Origin of the sequence: Microbacterium sp. zg-Y1090, from assembly GCF_030246945.1 — a bacterium.
In the GTDB taxonomy this organism is placed as follows: domain Bacteria; phylum Actinomycetota; class Actinomycetes; order Actinomycetales; family Microbacteriaceae; genus Microbacterium; species Microbacterium wangruii.
Window position 1 is genome coordinate 1985461 of sequence record NZ_CP126742.1, and the last position, 17965, is coordinate 2003425.

Here is a 17965-nt window from a genome sequence, read left to right on the forward strand (position 1 = left end):
AGTTCATCCTAGTGAGCGACAACACGGCGCGCCCCGGGTTGCTTCCCCGGGGGTGGGCATGTAACCGAGTCAGTCTTCGTCGCCGACGGGCACGGCTGACTCGGTGTCGGGGATGCCCTCGACTTCGGCCTTCTTGTCGGCCATCGCCAGCAGACGCCGTATGCGGCCGGCGACGGCATCCTTGGTCAGCTGCGGCTCGGCGTGATGCCCCAGCTCGTCCAGGCTCGCGTCACGGTGGGCCAGGCGCAGCTCGCCGGCCTGACGCAGGTGCGGGGGCACCTCGTCGCCGAGGATCTCCAGCGCGCGCTCCACGCGGGCGCACGCGGCGACGGCGGCCTGCGCCGAGCGGCGCAGGTTGGCGTCGTCGAAGTTGACCAGGCGGTTCACCCCTGCGCGCACCTCGCGGCGCTGGCGCAGCTGCTCCCACTCGGCGGCGGTACGCACGGCACCCATCTCCGCGAGCGTGGCGCGGATGGCCTCACCGTCGCGCACGACGACGCGGGGAACGCCTCGCACCTCGCGCGCCTTCGCCGCGATCCCGAGCCGGTGGGCGGCGCCGACGAGCGCCATCGCGGCCTCGCCCGACGGGCAGGCGATCTCGAGGGCGGCGGAGCGGCCGGGGTCGCTCAGGCTGCCGGCGGCCAGAAACGCCCCACGCCAGACGGCGGCGAGATCGGGGCGGGCGCCGGTGGTGAGCTTGTTGGGAAGGCCTCGCACCGGGCGGCGCCGCTGGTCGAGCAGACCGGTCTGGCGCGCGAGGGTCTCGCCACCGTCGATCACCCGCACGGCGTAGTGGCCGCCGGCACGGCCGCCGGATGCCTGCACGTGGGCGAGCTCGGGGCGGACGCCGTAGATCTCCATGAGGTCGCGGGCCACGCGGCGCGCGAGGCCGTCGGATTCCAGTTCCGCCTCCACGGCGACGCGTCCGGCGATGGAGTGCAGACCGCCCGAGAACCGCAGCAGCGCCGTCAGCTCGGCGACGCGCGCGGTGGGGCGCGGGTCGCGGATGGCGGCCAACTCGGCCTTCACGTCAGCGGTCAGGGGCACGGGATTCCTTCCGGAGGGGCGCAGGGGACGATCGTCCAGTTTACTCCCGGCCGAGGTCCCGATGCTTCACGCGCACGGCCACCCCCGGCAGCGCCGAGAGCCGGCGGGCGAGTTCCTCCGCTGTCGCCACCGACCGGTGCTTCCCCCCGGTGCATCCGACCGCGATGGTCGAGTGAGGCTTGTTCTCCCGCTGGTAGCCCGCCAGCACCGGCTGGAGGGCGGCGACGTAGGCGTCGAGGAACTCCTGTGCGCCCTCTTGCGAGAACACGAAGTCGCGCACGGCCTGGTCTTTGCCGCTGAGGGACTTGAGCTCCTCCACCCAGAACGGGTTGGGGAGGAACCGCATGTCCGCGACGAGATCGGCGTCGGTGGGCAGTCCGTACTTGAACCCGAAGCTCATCACCGTCAGCGTGTGGCGGCTGGAGCCCTCCGTCGCGAACAGGTCCACGATGCGCGTGGCGAGCTGGTGGATGTTGTTGTTCGAGGTGTCGACGATGACGTCGGCGCTCTCGCGCACACCCTCCAGCCGCTTGCGCTCGCGATGGATGCCGTCCAGCAGCGTGCCCTCGCCCTGCAGCGGGTGCGGGCGCCGAACGGATTCGAAGCGGCGCACCAGCACGTCGTCCGAGGCGTCGAGGAACAGCACCCGCAGGTGGCGGCCGTCGCGCAGCGACTGCGTGATGCGCGGCAGCTCGGAGAAGAGGTCCCGCCCGCGCACGTCGACGACTGCGGCAACCTTCGGCAGCGAGCCGCCCGCGAGTTCGCTCAAGTCCAGCAGCGGACGCAGCATCTGCGGCGGCAGGTTGTCCACCACGTACCAGCCGAGGTCTTCCAGCGCGTTCGCGGCCGTCGTGCGTCCCGCGCCGGACATGCCCGTCACGATGAGGACTTCGCCGGCGTCCTGCGTGCCCACCATCAACGTTCCCCTATCGTCGGGACCAGCCTACCGACGCGCCAGGTGCTCGTGGACCGTCGTCGCGAGCTTGGGGCCGATGCCGGGGAGCTCGGCGATCTGCTCGGGGGTCGCCTGGCTCAGCGCGGCGACGGAGCCGAAGTGGCGCAGCAGCGCCTTGATGCGCGTCTCCCCCAGCCCGGGGACCTCGCTCAGCACGCTCTGGATGTCGCGGCGGCGGCGCTTGCGCTGGTGGGTGATGGCGAACCGGTGCGCCTCGTCGCGCAGGCGCTGCAGCAGATACAGCGCCTCCGACGTGCGCGGCAGGATGACGGGGTACTCCTCGCCCGGCAGCCACACCTCCTCGAGCCTCTTGGCGATGCCGCACAGCGCGATCTCCTCGTGTCCGGCATCGGCCAGCGCGCGGGCGGCGGCTTCGACCTGCGGCTTTCCGCCGTCGACGACCAGCAGCTGCGGAGGGTAGGCGAAGCGCGGCTTCTTGCGCGCGGGCGCCACCACTTCGCCGTCGTCGGTGGGTGCCGGATCGGGCTCGTCCTGTTCCTCCGGCCGGTCGAGATACGCCACGCGCCGCGTGATGACCTGGTGGATCGAGTCGGTGTCGTCGGTCGTCTCGGGAACACCGAACGTGCGGTACTGGTCCTTGCGCGGCAGGCCGTCCTCGAAGACGACCATCGAGGCGACGACGTTCGTCCCGCTCAGGTGCGACACGTCGTAGCACTCGATGCGCAACGGCGCTTGGGAGAGGCCCAGCGCCTCCTGCAGGTCGTTCAGCGCCTGGCTGCGCGCCACGTAGTCACTCGTGCGCCGGGTCTTGAAGAGCATCAGCGCCTGCTGCGCGTTGAGGGTCGCGGTGCGCATCAGGTCGGCCTTGCGACCGCGCTGCGCGACCTGGATGGTCACGCGCTTGCCGCGCCGCGAGCACAGCCACTCCTCGAGGTCGGCACTGGCGTCGGGCAGCACGGGCACGAGCACCTGGCGGGGGATGTCCGCCGGGGCGGCATCGCCGTACGTCCGCTGCAGCACCTGGTCGACGAGGTCCGCGCCGGAGATGTCGATCTCCTTCTCGATGGTGGTCGCCCGGACGCCCCGCACGCGCCCGCCGCGCACGACGAAGTGCTGGACGGTGGCCGCCAGTTCGTCTTCGGCGATGCCGAAGAGGTCGGCGTCGGTGTCGTCGGCGAGCACCAGGGCGCTCTTGCCCAGCACCGCCTCGATGGCCTGCAGCTTGTCGCGGTACATCGCGGCGCTCTCGTAGTCCAGTGCCGCGGCGGACTCCTTCATGCGCGCCGTGAGTTCCCGCGCGAAGCGCTGGTCTCCCCCGGACATGAACGCCACGAAGTCGTCGACCATCGCCCGGTGCTCTTCGATCGTCACCTTCATCGAGCACGGGCCCCCACATCGGCCGATCTGACCGGGGAAGCAGGGACGCCCGGTCGCCATCGCCTTCTTGTAGGACGCATCGGAGCAGGTGCGGATCGGGAACACCTTGATCATGAGGTCGATGGTGTCGTGCACGGCCCATACCTTCGGGTACGGACCGAAGTACTTCGCTCCCGGAATGCGCCGGTTGCGGGTGACGATCACGCGCGGCGCCTCGTCCGCCAGCGTGACGGCCAGGAACGGATAGGACTTGTCGTCGCGGTAGCGCACGTTGAAGGGCGGATCGAACTCCTTGATCCACATGTACTCCAGCTGCAGCGAGTCCACGTCGCTGGCGACCACCGTCCACTCCACGGATGCCGCGGTGGTCACCATGCGCCGCGTGCGCTCGTGCAGCGTGTGCAGCGGCGCGAAGTAGTTCGACAGCCGCGCGCGCAGGTTCTTCGCCTTGCCGACGTACAGCACGCGCCCGTCCGCGTCGCGGAAGCGGTACACCCCGGGGTTGGTCGGAATCTCCCCCGGCTTCGGCTTGTACGGGAGCGTGGGAGCGGAGCGCGGCATCCGCTCAGCCCGCCTTGCGGACCGCCTGCGCGTCGCCGAGCACCTCGGCCAGGAACGCGCCGGTGTGGCTGCCGGCGGTGCGGGCCACCTTCTCGGGCGTGCCGGTGGCGACGATCTGCCCGCCCCCTGACCCGCCTTCCGGGCCGAGGTCGATGACCCAGTCCGCCGACTTGATCACGTCGAGGTTGTGCTCGATGACGATGACGGTGTTGCCCTTGTCGACGAGACCGCCCAGCACCTCCAGCAGGCGGGCCACGTCTTCGAAGTGCAGACCGGTGGTCGGCTCGTCGAGCACGTAGACGCTGCGCCCGTTGGAGCGGCGCTGCAGCTCGGTCGCGAGCTTCACGCGCTGCGCCTCGCCACCCGAGAGGGTCGTCGCCGACTGTCCCAGCCGCACGTAGCCCAGGCCCACGTCCACGAGCGTCTTGAGGTAGCGGTGGATCGCCTGGATGGGCTCGAAGAACTCCGCAGCCTCCGAGATGGGCATCTCCAGCACCTCGGCGATGTTCTTGCCCTTGTAGTGCACGGCCAGGGTGTCGCGGTTGTACCGCTTTCCGTGACAGACCTCGCAGTCGACGTAGACGTCGGGAAGGAAGTTCATCTCGATCTTGATCGTGCCGTCACCCGAGCACGCCTCGCAGCGGCCGCCCTTGACGTTGAAGCTGAAGCGGCCGGGCTGGTAGCCGCGCACCTTCGCCTCGGGGGTCTCGCTGAACAGCGTGCGGATGCGGTCGAACACGCCGGTGTAGGTGGCCGGGTTCGAGCGGGGGGTGCGCCCGATCGGGGCCTGGTCGACGTGGACCACCTTGTCGAGGTTGTCGAGCCCGGTGACGCGCGTGTGCTTGCCGGCGACGCGGCGCGCGCCGTTGAGCCGGGTGGCGAGCACCTCGTACAGGATGCCGTTGACGAGCGTGGACTTGCCCGAGCCGCTGACGCCGGTGACCGCCGTCAGCACGCCGAGCGGGAACTCCGCCGTGACGTTCTTGAGGTTGTTCTCGCGCGCACCGACCACGGTCAGCATGCGCTTCTTGTCGATGGGGCGACGCTTGGCCGGGGTCGGGATGGAGCGACGCCCCGACAGGTACTCACCGGTGAGCGAGTTGCGGTCCTCCAGCAGGGACGCCAGCGGTCCGGAGTGCACGACGTGCCCCCCGTCGACGCCGGCGCGGGGTCCGATGTCGACCACCCAGTCGGCGGCGTGGATCGTCTCCTCGTCGTGTTCGACGACGATGAGGGTGTTTCCGAGGCTCTTCAGCTTGAGCAGGGTCTCGATGAGCCGACGGTTGTCGCGCTGGTGCAGCCCGATGGACGGCTCGTCGAGCACGTAGAGCACCCCGGTGAGGCCGGAGCCGATCTGGGTCGCGAGCCGGATGCGCTGGGCTTCTCCGCCGGAGAGGGATCCGGCGGCACGGCTGAGGGTGAGGTAGTTGAGGCCCACCTGCACGAGGAAGTCCAGACGTGCGCGGATCTCGCGCAGCACGGCGGCGGCGATCCGGGCCTCACGGTCGGTCAGTTCGAGCTGCGCGAAGTACTCCTGCGCCTCGGCAAGGCTCAGCCGGGAGGCGTCGGCGATGGAGTGGCCGTGAACGAGCACGGCGAGCACCTCGGGCTTCAGCCGGTCGCCGTTGCAGACCTGGCAGGGGACTTCGCGCAGGTACTCCGACCAGCGCTGGCGCTGGCTGTCGGATTCGGCCTGGGCGTACTGCCGCTCGATGTACGGCACGACGCCTTCGAACCCCGACGCGTAGCGCATCTCGCGCCCGTAGCGGTTCTTCCACTTGACGGTGACCTGGTAGTTCTCCCCGCGCAGCACCGCGTCCTTGATGTCCTGCGGCAGCTTTCGCCACGGCGTGTCCAGCGAGAACTTGAGGTCCCTCGCCAGACCCTCGAGGAGCCGCTCGTAGTACTGGTACAGGCCCTTGCCCTGGGTCGTCCACGGGATCAGCACGCCTTCGCTGATGGAGAGATCCTCGTCGCCGATCATGAGGTCGACGTCGACCGACATCTTGGTGCCGAGCCCCGAGCAGGCCGGGCAGGCGCCGAAGGGCGCGTTGAACGAGAACGTGCGCGGCTCGATTTCGGTGAGCTGGATCGGGTGGCCGTTCGGGCAGGCGAGCTTCTCGGAGAACGACTGCCAGGCGTCGTCTCCTTCTTCGTCGACGAAGTTGACCTGCATGATCCCGCCGGCCAGCCCCAGAGCGGTCTCGACCGAGTCGGTCACGCGACTGAGGATGTCGGGGCCGGCCACCAGCCGGTCGACCACCACGGCGATGTCGTGCTTGTAGCTCTTCTTGAGCTTGGGGGCCTCCGCCAGCTGCACGAGGTCACCGTCGACGACGGCGCGCGCGTAGCCCTTCGCGCTCAGCTCCTTGAACAGGTCGGCGAATTCGCCCTTCTTCTGCGAGACGACGGGAGCCACCACCTGATACCGCGTGCCGTCGGGCAGCTCCATGAGCTGGTCGGCGATCTGCTGCACCGTCTGACGCTGGATGCGCTCACCGCACTCGGGGCAGTGCGGCACGCCGATGCGCGCCCAGAGCAGGCGCATGTAGTCGTGGATCTCGGTGATGGTGCCCACGGTCGACCGTGGGTTGCGGTTGGTCGACTTCTGGTCGATCGAGACGGCAGGGCTCAGCCCTTCGATGAAATCGACGTCGGGCCGGTCGACCTGACCGAGGAACTGGCGGGCGTACGAGCTCAACGACTCGACGTAGCGGCGCTGGCCCTCGGCGAAGATGGTGTCGAACGCCAGACTCGACTTTCCCGACCCCGACAGACCGGTGAAGACCACGAGCGAGTCGCGCGGAATGTCGAGGTCGACGTTCTTCAGGTTGTGTACGCGGGCACCGCGAACGCTGAGCGTTCCGCGGGAGTTTCCGGGCGCGGGGACAGAGACGATGGGCACTCCTCAAGTCTAGGCGGGGCCTCGGACACCGGCTCGGAGAAGCCTGCGAGACCGCCCTGTAGGGCACCTCCGCCGCCCGCGTCAACAGCCTCCCGCCGGTGTGCCCGCCACCGTAGCGTGGCACGACCACGCCCCGACGATGGAGGACAGACATGCCCCAGGACGACCTGACCACCCCCGACGACATCGTGATCCCCGGCGCCCCGGCTCCTGTGCCTCCGTCGCTCGCGGAACCCACCGAGCCCGTGGACCCGCTGCCGCCCCAGCCCGATCAGGCCGGCCCCGCGACGGTCTCCCCCACCGGCGCCGAGACCGGTCTTCCGGCGGCGACCGTCGCCCAGCAGGGCAGCCGCCTCACGACCGCCCAGGGCGTGCGGCTACGCGACACCGACCACTCGCTGAAGGCCGGTCCGCGCGGACCGGTGCTGCTGCAGGACCACCATCTGCGCGAGAAGATCACGCACTTCGACCATGAGCGCATCCCCGAGCGGGCCGTGCACGCTCGCGGCGCGGCCGCCCACGGCGTGTTCCGCTCCAACGGCGCTGCGGCGTCGGTCACCCGCGCGCACTTCCTGCAGCCGGGCGTCACCACACGCGTGTTCACCCGGTTCTCCACCGTGCTCGGCTCGCGCGGCTCGGCCGACACCGTGCGCGACACCCGTGGCTTCTCGACGAAGTTCTACACCGAGGAGGGCGTCTACGACCTGGTGGGCAACAACATCCCCGTCTTCTTCATCCAGGACGCGATCAAGTTCCCCGACGTGATCCACGCCGGAAAGCCCCACCCCGACCGAGAGATCCCGCAGGCGCAGTCCGCGCACGACACGTTCTGGGACTTCGTCTCGTTGCACACCGAGGCCCAGAACCACACGATGTGGAACATGTCCGATCGCGGCATCCCGCGCTCGTACCGCATGATGCAGGGCTTCGGCGTGCACACGTTCCGCATGGTCAACGCGCAGGGCGACACGTCGCTGGTGAAGTTCCACTGGCGCCCCAAGCTCGGCACCCACGCACTCACCTGGGAGGAGGCGCAGCTGGCGGCAGGCAAGGACCCCGACTTCCACCGGCGCGACCTCGCCGACGCCATCGAGTCCGGCGCATTCCCGGAGTGGGACCTCGCGCTGCAGGTCATGCCGGACACGGTCGACGAGACCTTCGAGGGCATCGACCTGCTCGACCCGACGAAGATCGTGCCCGAGGAGCTCGCCCCGTTGCAGGTGGTGGGCACCATGACCCTCAACGCGAATCCGACGAACTACTTCGCCGAGACCGAGCAGGTCGCGTTCCACCCCGGTCACCTCGTGCCGGGGATCGACGTGACCAACGACCCGCTGCTGCAGGGCCGGCTGTTCTCCTACCTCGACACCCAGATCAGTCGTCTGGGCGGGCCGAACTTCGCCCAGCTGCCGATCAACCGGCCCCACGCCGACGTCAACGACATGCTGCGCGACGGCATGCACCAGACGGCGGTGCATTCCGGGGTCGCGCCGTACAAGCCCAACTCGCTCGACGGCGGCTGCCCGTTCCACGCCGGTGCCGACGAGGCGGCGTTCACCGACCTGCCCGTGCGGGTCGCCGAGTCCGTGAAGGAGCGCGCGCAGCCGGCCGGCTTCGACGACCACTACTCGCAGGCGCGGCTGTTCTACCGGTCGCTCACGCCCATCGAGCAGCTGCACGTCGCCGAGGCGTACGCGTTCGAGCTGGCAAAGTGCTACGAGCAGGCGATCAAGGAGCGTCAGCTGCAGGCGCTGGCGAACATCGACGCCGACCTGTGCGCCACGGTCGCCGACGCGCTGGGGCTGCCCGCGCCGGCTCCCACGGTGGAGGTCCCGGATGCCCCGGTGAGCCCCGCGCTGGCGATGGTCGGCGACACCTGGCCGATCGACGGCCGCATCGTCGGGCTGTTCGCCGACGAGCAGACCGATCCGGGCGCACTGGCCCGTGCCCGTGCCGCCGTGCACGCAGCGGGGGCTCTCCCCCTCGTCGTCGCAGCCCGGGGCGGCATGCTCGGCGGCATCCCGGTGCAGCGCACCGCGCACACCGCCGCGAGCATCGAGTTCGATGCGGTGGTCGCCCTGACCGCCGCGGCCGATCCGCGCACGGCGCGGCTGTTCGACGAGGCGTTCCGCCATGGCAAGGCGATCGGCGCGACTTCGGCGGCCGAGGCCGTCCTCAGTGGCGCCCGCATCCCCGCCGACGCCCCCGGCGTCGTGGTCGGCACGCCCGAGGAGGTCGTCGCCGCGGTGCTCGACCTGCTCCCCGCCCACCGGGTGTGGGAGCGCTGGCAGGCGCCGCTGCGCTGACCCCGGCGCTCAGGCTCGCCCCGTCGCCGTCGCGGTGAACGGGGCGAGCCCGTCTCGCACGGCCGCGACCTGGGCGGCATCCATCCCCACCCGCGCCATGATCTGCTCGGGGACGCGGCGCGCCTCCGCACGCAGCGCCCGGCCCTCCGGCGTGAGGGTGATGTCGAGCACCCGCTCGTCGTCGCGGCGGCGCGTGCGCGTGACCCGCCCGTGGGCCTCCAGTCGCTTGATGATGGGCGACAGCGTCGCCGGCTCCATCGCCAACTGCTCGGCCAGCTCGCCGAGCGACTGCGGATCGCGTTCCCACAGCGCCAGCAGCACCAGGTACTGGGGATGCGTGAGACCCAGCGACTCGAGCACCGGGCGGTAGATCGCCACCACATTGCGCGCCGCGGTCACGATGGCGAAGCAGAGCTGATTCTCCAGCTTGAGCACGTCGTCGTCAGCATCCATGCCCTGCAGTCTACTTATCCGTTAGTACACTAATGATCATGACGCGAAACGATCCGGACCGCCCTCCCCTGCGCGAGCGCGTGCGAGCGGCCGGCGGGTGGTACGCGTATCTCAACACGCGCCTCATCAAGGTGGCCGGTCCCGCCTCGGTCGGACCGTACGACGTCGAGCCCGAGCCCTCCCGCGTGGAGCGCGCCTGCCCACTGTGCGGCAAGCCGATGTCGCAGCACACCTTCGACCGCAGCGGGCCGAAGCCGCTGATGACCTGCCCCTGACTCAGCGCAGGCGCACCGAACCATCGGGGTCCAGCGGCCAGCCGGGATTGACCGCCACCTCCCACGGGTGTCCGTCGACGTCCACGAAGACTCCCGAGTAGCCGCCCCACTCGGTCTCAGCCGCCGGTCGCGCGATGCGGGCGCCGGCCTGCTGCGCTGCGCTCAGGACAGCGTCGACCTCCGTGCGCGACTCCACATTGTGGGCGAGGGTCACTCCGCCCCAGCCGCCGTTGTCGGCCATGCCGGAGTCCGCCGCCAGGGCTGCCCGTGACCACAGTGCCATGACCATGCCGCCGGCCTGGAAGAAGGCGATGTCGCCGGGAACCGAGCGACGGTGCGGTTCCCAGCCGAGCGCACGATAGAACGCGATCGCCCGATCCAGGTCCGAGACCCCGAGGGTGATCAGCGACACCCGCTGCTGCATGGCCTCTCCCGTCTCACGCGTGGCCGGCGCGCTCCATGGCGCGCAGTTCCTTCTTGAGGTCCTGCACCTCGTCGCGCAGCCGCGCCGCGAGTTCGAACTTCAGCTCGCCGGCTGCGGCGAGCATCTGGTTCGACAGGTCTTCGATCGTCGCCTCCAGCTGGTTGGCTCCCTCCGCGGCGATGCCCACGCGGCGCAGCTGCGGCGTGGGGCTCTTGCCCTTGCCGCTCTTGAGCGGGCCGGAGCGCTTCTTGGACAGCAGCTCCTGCGTGTCCGAGGCCTCGCGGTTGAGAGCGTCGGTGATGTCGGCGATGCGCTTGCGAAGCGGCTGCGGGTCGACGCCGTGGGCGACGTTGTAGGCGATCTGCTTCTCGCGGCGGCGCTCGGTCTCGTCGATGGCCTTGCGCATCGAGTCGGTCATGTTGTCGGCGTACATGTGCACCTCGCCCGACACGTTGCGCGCCGCGCGACCGATCGTCTGAATGAGCGACGTGCCCGAGCGCAGGAACCCCTCCTTGTCGGCATCCAGGATCGCCACGAGCGACACCTCGGGCAGGTCGAGGCCCTCCCGCAGCAGGTTGATGCCGACCAGCACGTCGTACACGCCGGCGCGCAGTTCGCTGAGCAGCTCCACACGCCGCAGCGTGTCGACGTCGGAGTGCAGATACCGCACCCGCACCCCATGCTCGCCGAGGAAGTCGGTGAGCTCCTCGGCCATCTTCTTCGTGAGCGTCGTCACGAGCACGCGCTCGTCGCGGCCGACCCGCACGCGGATCTGCTCGAGAAGGTCGTCGATCTGCCCCTTCGACGGCTTCACCACGATCTGCGGGTCGACCAGGCCGGTCGGACGGATGATCTGCTCCACGACGCCGTCGGCGATGCCCATCTCGTAGCGGCCGGGGGTCGCCGAGAGGTACACGGTCTGGCCGACGCGCTCCTTGAACTCATCCCACCGCAGCGGGCGGTTGTCCAGCGCGCTGGGGAGGCGGAAGCCGTGGTCGACGAGTGTGCGCTTGCGGGACGCGTCGCCCTCGTACATGGCGCCGATCTGCGGCACCGTGACATGCGACTCGTCGATGACCATGAGGAAGTCGTCGGGGAAGAAGTCCAGCAGGGTGTGCGGCGGCTCCCCCGGCATGCGGCCGTCGAGGTGACGCGAGTAGTTCTCGATGCCCGAGCAGAACCCGAGCTGCTGCAGCATCTCGATGTCGAACGTCGTGCGCATGCGCAGCCGCTGTGCCTCGAGCAGCTTCCCCTGACCCTCGAGTTCCTTCAGCCGTTCGGCCAGTTCGTGCTCGATGGTGCCGATGGCCCGTTGCACCGTGTCGGTGCCCGCCACGTAATGGGACGCCGGGAAGATCGGCACGCTGTCCATGCGGTTGATCACATCGCCCGTCAGGGGATGCAGCATGTACAGCGCTTCGATCTCGTCACCGAACATCTCGATGCGGATCGCGAACTCCTCGTAGACGGGGATGATCTCGATGGTGTCGCCCCGCACACGGAAGTTGCCGCGTGAGAAGTCGACGTCGTTGCGGTTGTACTGCATCGCGATCAGCTTGCGGATGAGGGCGTCGCGGTCGTACCGCTCCCCCACCTGCAGCGCCACCATCGCCCGCAGGTACTCCTCGGGCGAGCCCAGGCCGTAGATGCAGGACACGGTCGACACCACCACTACATCGCGCCGGCTCAGCAGTGAGTTGGTCGTGGAGTGTCGCAGCCGCTCGACCTCGGCGTTGATGGACGAGTCCTTCTCGATGAAGGTGTCGGTCTGCGGAACGTACGCCTCGGGCTGGTAGTAGTCGTAGTAGCTGACGAAGTACTCGACCGCGTTGTTCGGCATGAGCTCGCGGAACTCGTTGGCCAGCTGCGCCGCGAGCGTCTTGTTGTGGGCGAGCACGAGAGTGGGCCGTTGCACCTTCTCGATGAGCCACGCGGTCGTCGCCGACTTGCCGGTGCCCGTGGCTCCGAGCAGCACGACATCGGTCTCGCCGGCGTTGATGCGGGCGGCGAGCTGCTCGATGGCCTGGGGCTGGTCGCCGCTGGGCGTGTATTCGCTGACGACCTCGAAAGGCCGGACGGCACGAGTGGTCTGCATCCTCCCAGCGTAGGCCGCACCGTCGACACGCGGCGGGGCGTTCGCCCGCGGCATACCGGCGGCGGCACGCCGGTGGGCTCACAGCGCGGGCGATGGGGCGCCGGTCCCGTACGATGGCGGCGGAAGCGAGGCAGATGTGAACCGTACGGCGGTCGTCCTGGAGGACGAGGAAGACATCCGCGCGCTCATCACGACGGTGCTCAGCGGCGCCGGATACGAGGTGTACGGCACCGCCAACGGTCTGGATGCCGTCGACCTCGTGGCCGCCCACAACCCTGTCCTGACCACGCTGGACGTCAATGTCCCCGGGATCGACGGATTCGAGGCGGCCCGCCGCATCCGCGAGGTCAGCGACACCTACGTGATCATGATCTCCGCGTTCGTCGAGGCCGCCGATGCCGAGCGGGGACGGCTCGCCGGCGCGGACGAGTACCTCGGCAAGCCCTTCCGCCCGCGCGAGCTGCGGGCGCGCCTGGAGATGGTGCCCGACCGTCGCCGGCGGCCGGAGCAGGGCTAGGCGCTCGGCTCGGCCACGAGCACGGCGGACGCTGAGCTCGACGCCGCGCGCAGCGACGCGACACGCGCCTCCTCCAGGAGCGCACCGGCATCGTGCGCGCGTGAGGACCCGACGGCGATCCCGATGCCCAGCGAAGGCAGCACGCCGCCGCTGACCGAGTTCAGTGCGTCGAACAGCTCGCGGTACACCGCCATGCCCACTCGCCGCGCCTCGCCCGAGGAGCGGACGGTGGTGATGACGGCCAGGCGGCCCTCGCCGTCCTCTCCCACGATCGCCAGCGGGGGCACCGCCCGCAGCACGGCGGCGCGTCCCGCAGCGACGAGCTCATCGGCCAGCTCGATGCCGAAGGCCGTGGCGATGTAGTCGAGCTCGGCCGTGCGGATCACGAGCACGGCGGGGAGGTCGTCCTGAGGCCGCGACGCCTGCACTATGTGCTGGAGCGCGGTCACGACGTCTCCGCGGGAACGGACGCCGAACATCGCTCCGTCCGACGCGGCGGCCCAGCCGCGCAGCTGAGCGCGGTCGGTGCGCAGCACCGACATGGCGACCACGGCCGTGATGGTGAGGACCACCGTCAGTCCGGACGCCGTCGTGGTGCCGAACCAGACGCTGAACAGCTCGCTGTCGGGGCCGCTCGTGGAGAAAACCACGATCCGCACGAAGTAGAACGCCCCCTGCAGCGCGAACACCACGGTGAGCGGGATGGCGTTGGGAGCCCGGCGCATCGCGCCGGAGCGGGTCGCGACCGCGCCGGCGATGCCGAAGCCGCACAGCGGCACGAACATCCACAGCGCGCCGGCCCAGCCCCCGATATCGGGACCCTCCACCACGACGGCGACCGACGCCGCCACGGACGCAGCCGCCACGATCCATCCGGGCAGCCGCATGCTCTGGTCGTTGTACCTGCGACACCCCAGCCAAAGCAGGCCCGCGGATGCCACCATCGTCCCGTTGCCCGCGGCAACGGCCCACCACGCGCCCGGATCGGCCGCCCACGCGAGGTACAGCAGCGTCGTCGCGCCCCCACCGAGGAACCCGAGCGCCCACAGCCTCCCCGTCGGGTCTTCGCGACGCAGGAACGTCTCGATGATGAACAGCAGAGCGCAGACGAGCACGACCAGCGCCGTGACGGCCGCGAGAGTGTCGCCGCCCATCAGCGCACTGCCTCCCTGTCTGCGCCGAGCGACTCCTCGACCGCCGATCCCGGCTTGACGGCCGGGATCGAGACGGTGAACGTCGAGCCGACTCCGAGCGTGCTGTGCACGGAGATGTCCCCGCCGAGGCGGCGGACGATGTCTCGGCTGATCGACAGCCCCAAGCCGCTGCCCACCACACTGGACCGGCGGACGGCTGTGCCGCGGTAGAACCTCTGGAAGATGTTGGAGAGATCCTCCTCATCCAGTCCCACGCCGGTGTCCTCCACGAGGATGAGGGTCTTGCGTCCGCGGGTCGCGGTCACCAATGACACCCGGCCGCCTTCCCTGTTGTACTTGATCGCGTTCGCGAGCAGGTTGTCCACGACCTGACGCAGCCGCAGCGGGTCGGCGTAAGCGCGCGCCGGCAGCGCCCGGGACAGGTCGATGGTGACGTTGCGGCTGCCGCCGCCGGTGACGAACGACTGGGCGGAGGCCTTCACGATCTCGAACACGTCGACGTCCTCGGGCTCCATCGGCAGCGCCACCGTTGCCGCGCGACTCGACGCCGCCAGCACGTCCGCCACGAGCGCGAGCAGCCGGTCGGCGTTGCGGTCGGCGATCTCGAGGCTCGATGCCGCGGCGGGGGGCAGCCCGGGCTCGTCGAGGGCGAGCTCGATGTGGCCGATGATCGACGTCAGCGGCGTGCGCAGCTCATGCGACACCGACGACACCAGGGTGTCGCGTTCCTGCATCGCCGACATCTCGGCGGTCACGTCCCGCGAGACCAGCACCGCACCACCGTCGGCGGCATTCGCCGCCGGAAGGCGACGCACGGTGATGCTGAGCGCCCGCCGCTCGCCCTGCTCCGACTCGACCCACAGCCGCTCGTCGGAGAACTCCTCCCCGGCCAGCGCGCGTGCGAGCGGCCATCGGTCGGGCGGCAGCGGGGTCGCGCCGTCGGCCCGATAGACCGACGGCGGCGGCCCCTGCCGCTCGGGCAGGAGCTCATGCAGGTGAGAGTGCGCGCCGCCGGTGATGGCGGTGGCGCCGTCGCGGTCGATGCGCACCACCTCGAAGTCGACGGTGTCGAAGATCTCGGAGAGCATCTGCTCCTGCCGGCGTGAGCGCTCGAGCGCCTGCGCCAGCACCTCCGCCTGCCGCCGCAGCAGCCGCCGCTGGGCACCCGCGCGTCGCGCCCCGGCGTATGCCGTCGCGCCGACGGCCACGAGGATCACGGGGAACAGGAGCGTCGTGAAGCGCGGCGCCGGGTCGGGGCCGAGCACCACGGAGACGACATAGCACGCCATGGTCAGGCCGAGACCGCCGATGAATCCGGGGAGGGCGAACGCAGAGGACAGCCACAGGACGGGGAACGCCCACAGCAGGCCGGTTCCGGCTTCCGGGTCGGCGAGCCGCATCAGCAGGATCGCCACGATGTCGCCCAGCGGGATCAGCGCCGCCCACCCCGAGGGGATCCGATGCCAGGGGACCGCCATCGCGACGGCGGTCAGTACGAAGACGAGGATGACTCCGGCGAGGTAGACACCCGCGTCGCGGAAGACATCCCCGGCGAAGCGCAGCAGCGTGAGCGCCAGGATGACACCGGCCAGCAGCACCTGGTTCAGCGCGATCGAGCGCGACCGTGTGTGGTCAGCGGCGGGGATCTCGGGAAGGGTGGGCCAGGGCGTGCGGCGGCGCTCGCCCTCGGGTCGGGGCGCAGAAGACTGCATAGAACGACGCTACCGCGACTCGCCGTCGCCGCCGTGCGTGCCGGTGTCAGCGTGCGCCTCGCCGCCGTCGCCGGCCAGGCGGCGCCACAGGTCGTCGGTCTGCGCGCGGGTGTCGGCCAGGGTGCCGGTGGTGTCGATCACGACATCCGCGATCGCGAGGCGGCGCGCGTCGGGCACCTGGGCCGCCAGGCGCGCCTGCGCGTCGGCCTCGTTCATCCCGCGCAATTCCACCAGGCGCCGCACGCGCACATCCGCGGGCGCGTGCGCGACGACGATGAGGTCCCACGGGTCGTCGGCGCGCGCATCCACCAGCAGCGGCACGTCGTAGACGACCACCGCAGCCGGGTCGGCCTCCCGGGCTGCGGCGAACCTGCGGGCCGACTCCTGGCGCACGGCGGGGTGCACGATGGCGTTGAGCCGGGCCAGCGCCTCGTCGTCCCCGAACACGAGGGATGCCAGCCGCGCGCGATTGAGCGAGCCGTCGGCACCCAGCACATCGGGGCCGAACTGCGCGGCGATCTCGTCGAGCACCGGCGAACCGGGGGTCTGCACGTCACGGACGATGCGATCGGCATCCACCACGATCGCGCCGTGTTCGGCGAGCCGCTGGGCGATCGTGGATTTCCCCGACGCGATTCCCCCGGTGAGCGCGATGAGAGGCATGGGTTCGAGCATGCCAGATCGGCGGCGCCGGTGCCGGGTGCGGAAACGACGAAGGGCCGCCACTGCGAACAGTGACGGCCCTCCGAAACGGATCAGCGACCCGAGAGCTTCTCCCGCAGAGCGGCGAGAGCCTCGTCGTCGGCCAGCGTGCCGGCAGAACCGCTGTCGGACGAGTACGTGCCCGCACCCGCGTCGACGCCGGCTGCAGCCTCGGCCTCGAGGGCCTTGGCGACGGCGGCCTTGTGAGCCTCCCAGCGGCCCTGGGCGGCGGCGTACTCGGCCTCCCAGGCCAGACGCTGCTCGTCGAAGCCTTCCTTCCACTGGTTGGTCTCGGCGTCGAAGCCCTCGGGGTACTTGTACTCCCCGTTCTCGTCGTACTCCGTGACCATGCCGTAGAGGGCGGGGTCGAACTCGGTGCCGTTCGGGTCGACCGACTCGTTGGCCTGCTTGAGCGACAGCGAGATGCGGCGACGCTCGAGGTCGATGTCGATGATCTTCACGAAGACCTCTTCACCGACCGAGACGACCTGCTCGGCGAGCTCGACGTGCTTGCCCGACAGCTCGGAGATGTGCACGAGGCCCTCGATGCCGTCGGCGACGCGGACGAACGCACCGAACGGAACCAGCTTGGTGACCTTGCCCGGAGCGACCTGACCGATCGCGTGGGTGCGGGCGAAGACCTGCCAGGGGTCCTCCTGCGTCGCCTTGAGCGACAGCGAGACGCGCTCGCGGTCCAGGTCCACCTCGAGGATCTCGACGGTGACTTCCTGGCCCACCTCGACGACCTCGGAGGCGTGCTCGATGTGCTTCCACGACAGCTCGGAGACGTGCACCAGACCGTCGACGCCGCCGAGGTCGACGAACGCGCCGAAGTTGACGATCGACGAGACCGTGCCCTTGCGGACCTGGCCCTTGTGCAGGTTGTTGAGGAACGTGGTGCGCGACTCGGACTGCGTCTGCTCGAGCAGGGCGCGGCGCGACAGCACGACGTTGTTGCGGTTCTTGTCCAGCTCGAGGATCTTGGCCTCGATCTCCTGGCCCAGGTACGGGGTCAGGTCGCGGACGCGGCGCAGCTCGATGAGCGATGCCGGCAGGAAGCCGCGCAGGCCGATGTCGACGATCAGGCCGCCCTTGACGACCTCGATCACCTGACCGGTGACGACGCCGTCGCTCTCCTTGATCTTCTCCACATCGCCCCAGGCGCGCTCGTACTGGGCGCGCTTCTTGGACAGGATGAGGCGGCCTTCCTTGTCCTCCTTCTGGAGAACCAGGGCCTCGACCTCGTCGCCGACCTTGACGACCTCGTTGGGGTCGACGTCGTGCTTGATCGAAAGCTCGCGCGAGGGGATGACACCCTCGGTCTTGTAGCCGACGTCGAGGAGGACCTCGTCGCGGTCGATCTTCACCACGGTGCCTTCGATGAGGTCGCCGTCGTTGAAGAACTTCAGAGTCTTCTCGACCGCGGCCAGGAAGTCCTCGGCAGATCCGATGTCGTTGATCGCGACCTGCTTGGTGGCCGGGGCGGTCGTTGCGGTAGTCATGTAGTGGGTTGTCCTTGTG

General features: G+C 69.9%; 14 protein-coding genes. 3 read left to right on the forward strand and 11 right to left on the reverse strand.

Annotation, left to right across the window (positions count from 1 at the left end; translation table 11 throughout):
• Window positions 1-69: 69 nt before the first annotated feature.
• Genes whiA through uvrA form a run of 4 tightly spaced genes read right to left on the reverse strand, consistent with a single transcriptional unit; the run spans window position 70 to window position 6806 of the window.
• Window positions 70-1047: a DNA-binding protein WhiA gene (whiA, locus tag QNO26_RS09465; protein ID WP_257530206.1), complete on the reverse strand. Its 978-nt coding sequence runs from the start codon at window positions 1045-1047 to the stop codon at window positions 70-72.
• Window positions 1048-1087: 40 nt separating this feature from the next.
• On the reverse strand, window positions 1088-1963 hold the full coding sequence (gene rapZ, locus QNO26_RS09470) for an RNase adapter RapZ (RefSeq protein WP_257530203.1): 876 nt from the start codon (window positions 1961-1963) through the stop codon (window positions 1088-1090).
• 27 nt (window positions 1964-1990) lie between these two features.
• The gene (uvrC, locus tag QNO26_RS09475; protein WP_257530201.1) at window positions 1991-3901 is read right to left on the reverse strand and encodes an excinuclease ABC subunit UvrC; all 1911 of its coding nucleotides are present in this window, start codon (window positions 3899-3901) and stop codon (window positions 1991-1993) included.
• Between the two features lie 4 nt (window positions 3902-3905).
• A complete protein-coding gene (gene uvrA / locus QNO26_RS09480; RefSeq protein ID WP_257530199.1) occupies window positions 3906-6806 on the reverse strand; it encodes an excinuclease ABC subunit UvrA in 2901 nt (966 codons plus the stop codon).
• Between the two features lie 152 nt (window positions 6807-6958).
• On the opposite strand from uvrA, the gene QNO26_RS09485 reads away from it, so the two are divergent.
• On the forward strand, window positions 6959-9112 hold the full coding sequence (locus QNO26_RS09485; RefSeq protein ID WP_257638497.1) for a catalase: 2154 nt from the start codon (window positions 6959-6961) through the stop codon (window positions 9110-9112).
• Between the two features lie 9 nt (window positions 9113-9121).
• On the opposite strand, the gene QNO26_RS09490 is transcribed toward QNO26_RS09485, so the two are convergent.
• Window positions 9122-9565 carry a MarR family winged helix-turn-helix transcriptional regulator gene (locus QNO26_RS09490; RefSeq protein WP_257530196.1) on the reverse strand — a complete coding sequence of 148 codons (444 nt, stop codon included), beginning with the start codon at window positions 9563-9565 and terminating at the stop codon, window positions 9122-9124.
• Window positions 9566-9597: 32 nt separating this feature from the next.
• On the opposite strand from QNO26_RS09490, the gene QNO26_RS09495 reads away from it, so the two are divergent.
• Window positions 9598-9840, forward strand: coding sequence for a hypothetical protein (locus QNO26_RS09495; RefSeq protein ID WP_257530194.1), 243 nt, complete (start codon window positions 9598-9600; stop codon window positions 9838-9840).
• Between the two features lies 1 nt (window position 9841).
• Here the strand turns inward: QNO26_RS09495 and QNO26_RS09500 are convergent, their stop codons facing one another.
• Window positions 9842-10264, reverse strand: a complete 423-nt coding sequence (locus QNO26_RS09500; protein ID WP_257530192.1) for a VOC family protein — start codon at window positions 10262-10264, stop codon at window positions 9842-9844.
• A 13-nt stretch (window positions 10265-10277) separates the two neighbouring features.
• Window positions 10278-12359 carry an excinuclease ABC subunit UvrB gene (gene uvrB, locus QNO26_RS09505; RefSeq protein WP_257530190.1) on the reverse strand — a complete coding sequence of 694 codons (2082 nt, stop codon included), beginning with the start codon at window positions 12357-12359 and terminating at the stop codon, window positions 10278-10280.
• 136 nt (window positions 12360-12495) lie between these two features.
• Between uvrB and QNO26_RS09510 the strand changes: the two genes are divergently transcribed.
• Window positions 12496-12876: a response regulator transcription factor gene (locus tag QNO26_RS09510; RefSeq protein ID WP_257530188.1), complete on the forward strand. Its 381-nt coding sequence runs from the start codon at window positions 12496-12498 to the stop codon at window positions 12874-12876.
• On the opposite strand, the gene QNO26_RS09515 is transcribed toward QNO26_RS09510, so the two are convergent.
• From QNO26_RS09515 to rpsA, 4 genes are all read right to left on the reverse strand, one after another.
• Window positions 12873-14030: a hypothetical protein gene (locus QNO26_RS09515; protein ID WP_257530185.1), complete on the reverse strand. Its 1158-nt coding sequence runs from the start codon at window positions 14028-14030 to the stop codon at window positions 12873-12875. The genes QNO26_RS09510 and QNO26_RS09515 overlap by 4 nt on opposite strands.
• A complete protein-coding gene (locus QNO26_RS09520; protein ID WP_257530183.1) occupies window positions 14030-15742 on the reverse strand; it encodes a sensor histidine kinase in 1713 nt (570 codons plus the stop codon). Before QNO26_RS09520 ends, QNO26_RS09515 begins: the two co-directional genes overlap by 1 nt.
• Window positions 15743-15751: 9 nt before the next feature.
• Window positions 15752-16405, reverse strand: a complete 654-nt coding sequence (coaE, locus tag QNO26_RS09525) for a dephospho-CoA kinase (RefSeq protein WP_257530181.1) — start codon at window positions 16403-16405, stop codon at window positions 15752-15754.
• A gap of 92 nt (window positions 16406-16497) precedes the next feature.
• Window positions 16498-17946: a 30S ribosomal protein S1 gene (gene rpsA / locus QNO26_RS09530; RefSeq protein WP_257530179.1), complete on the reverse strand. Its 1449-nt coding sequence runs from the start codon at window positions 17944-17946 to the stop codon at window positions 16498-16500.
• Window positions 17947-17965: the final 19 nt, after the last annotated feature.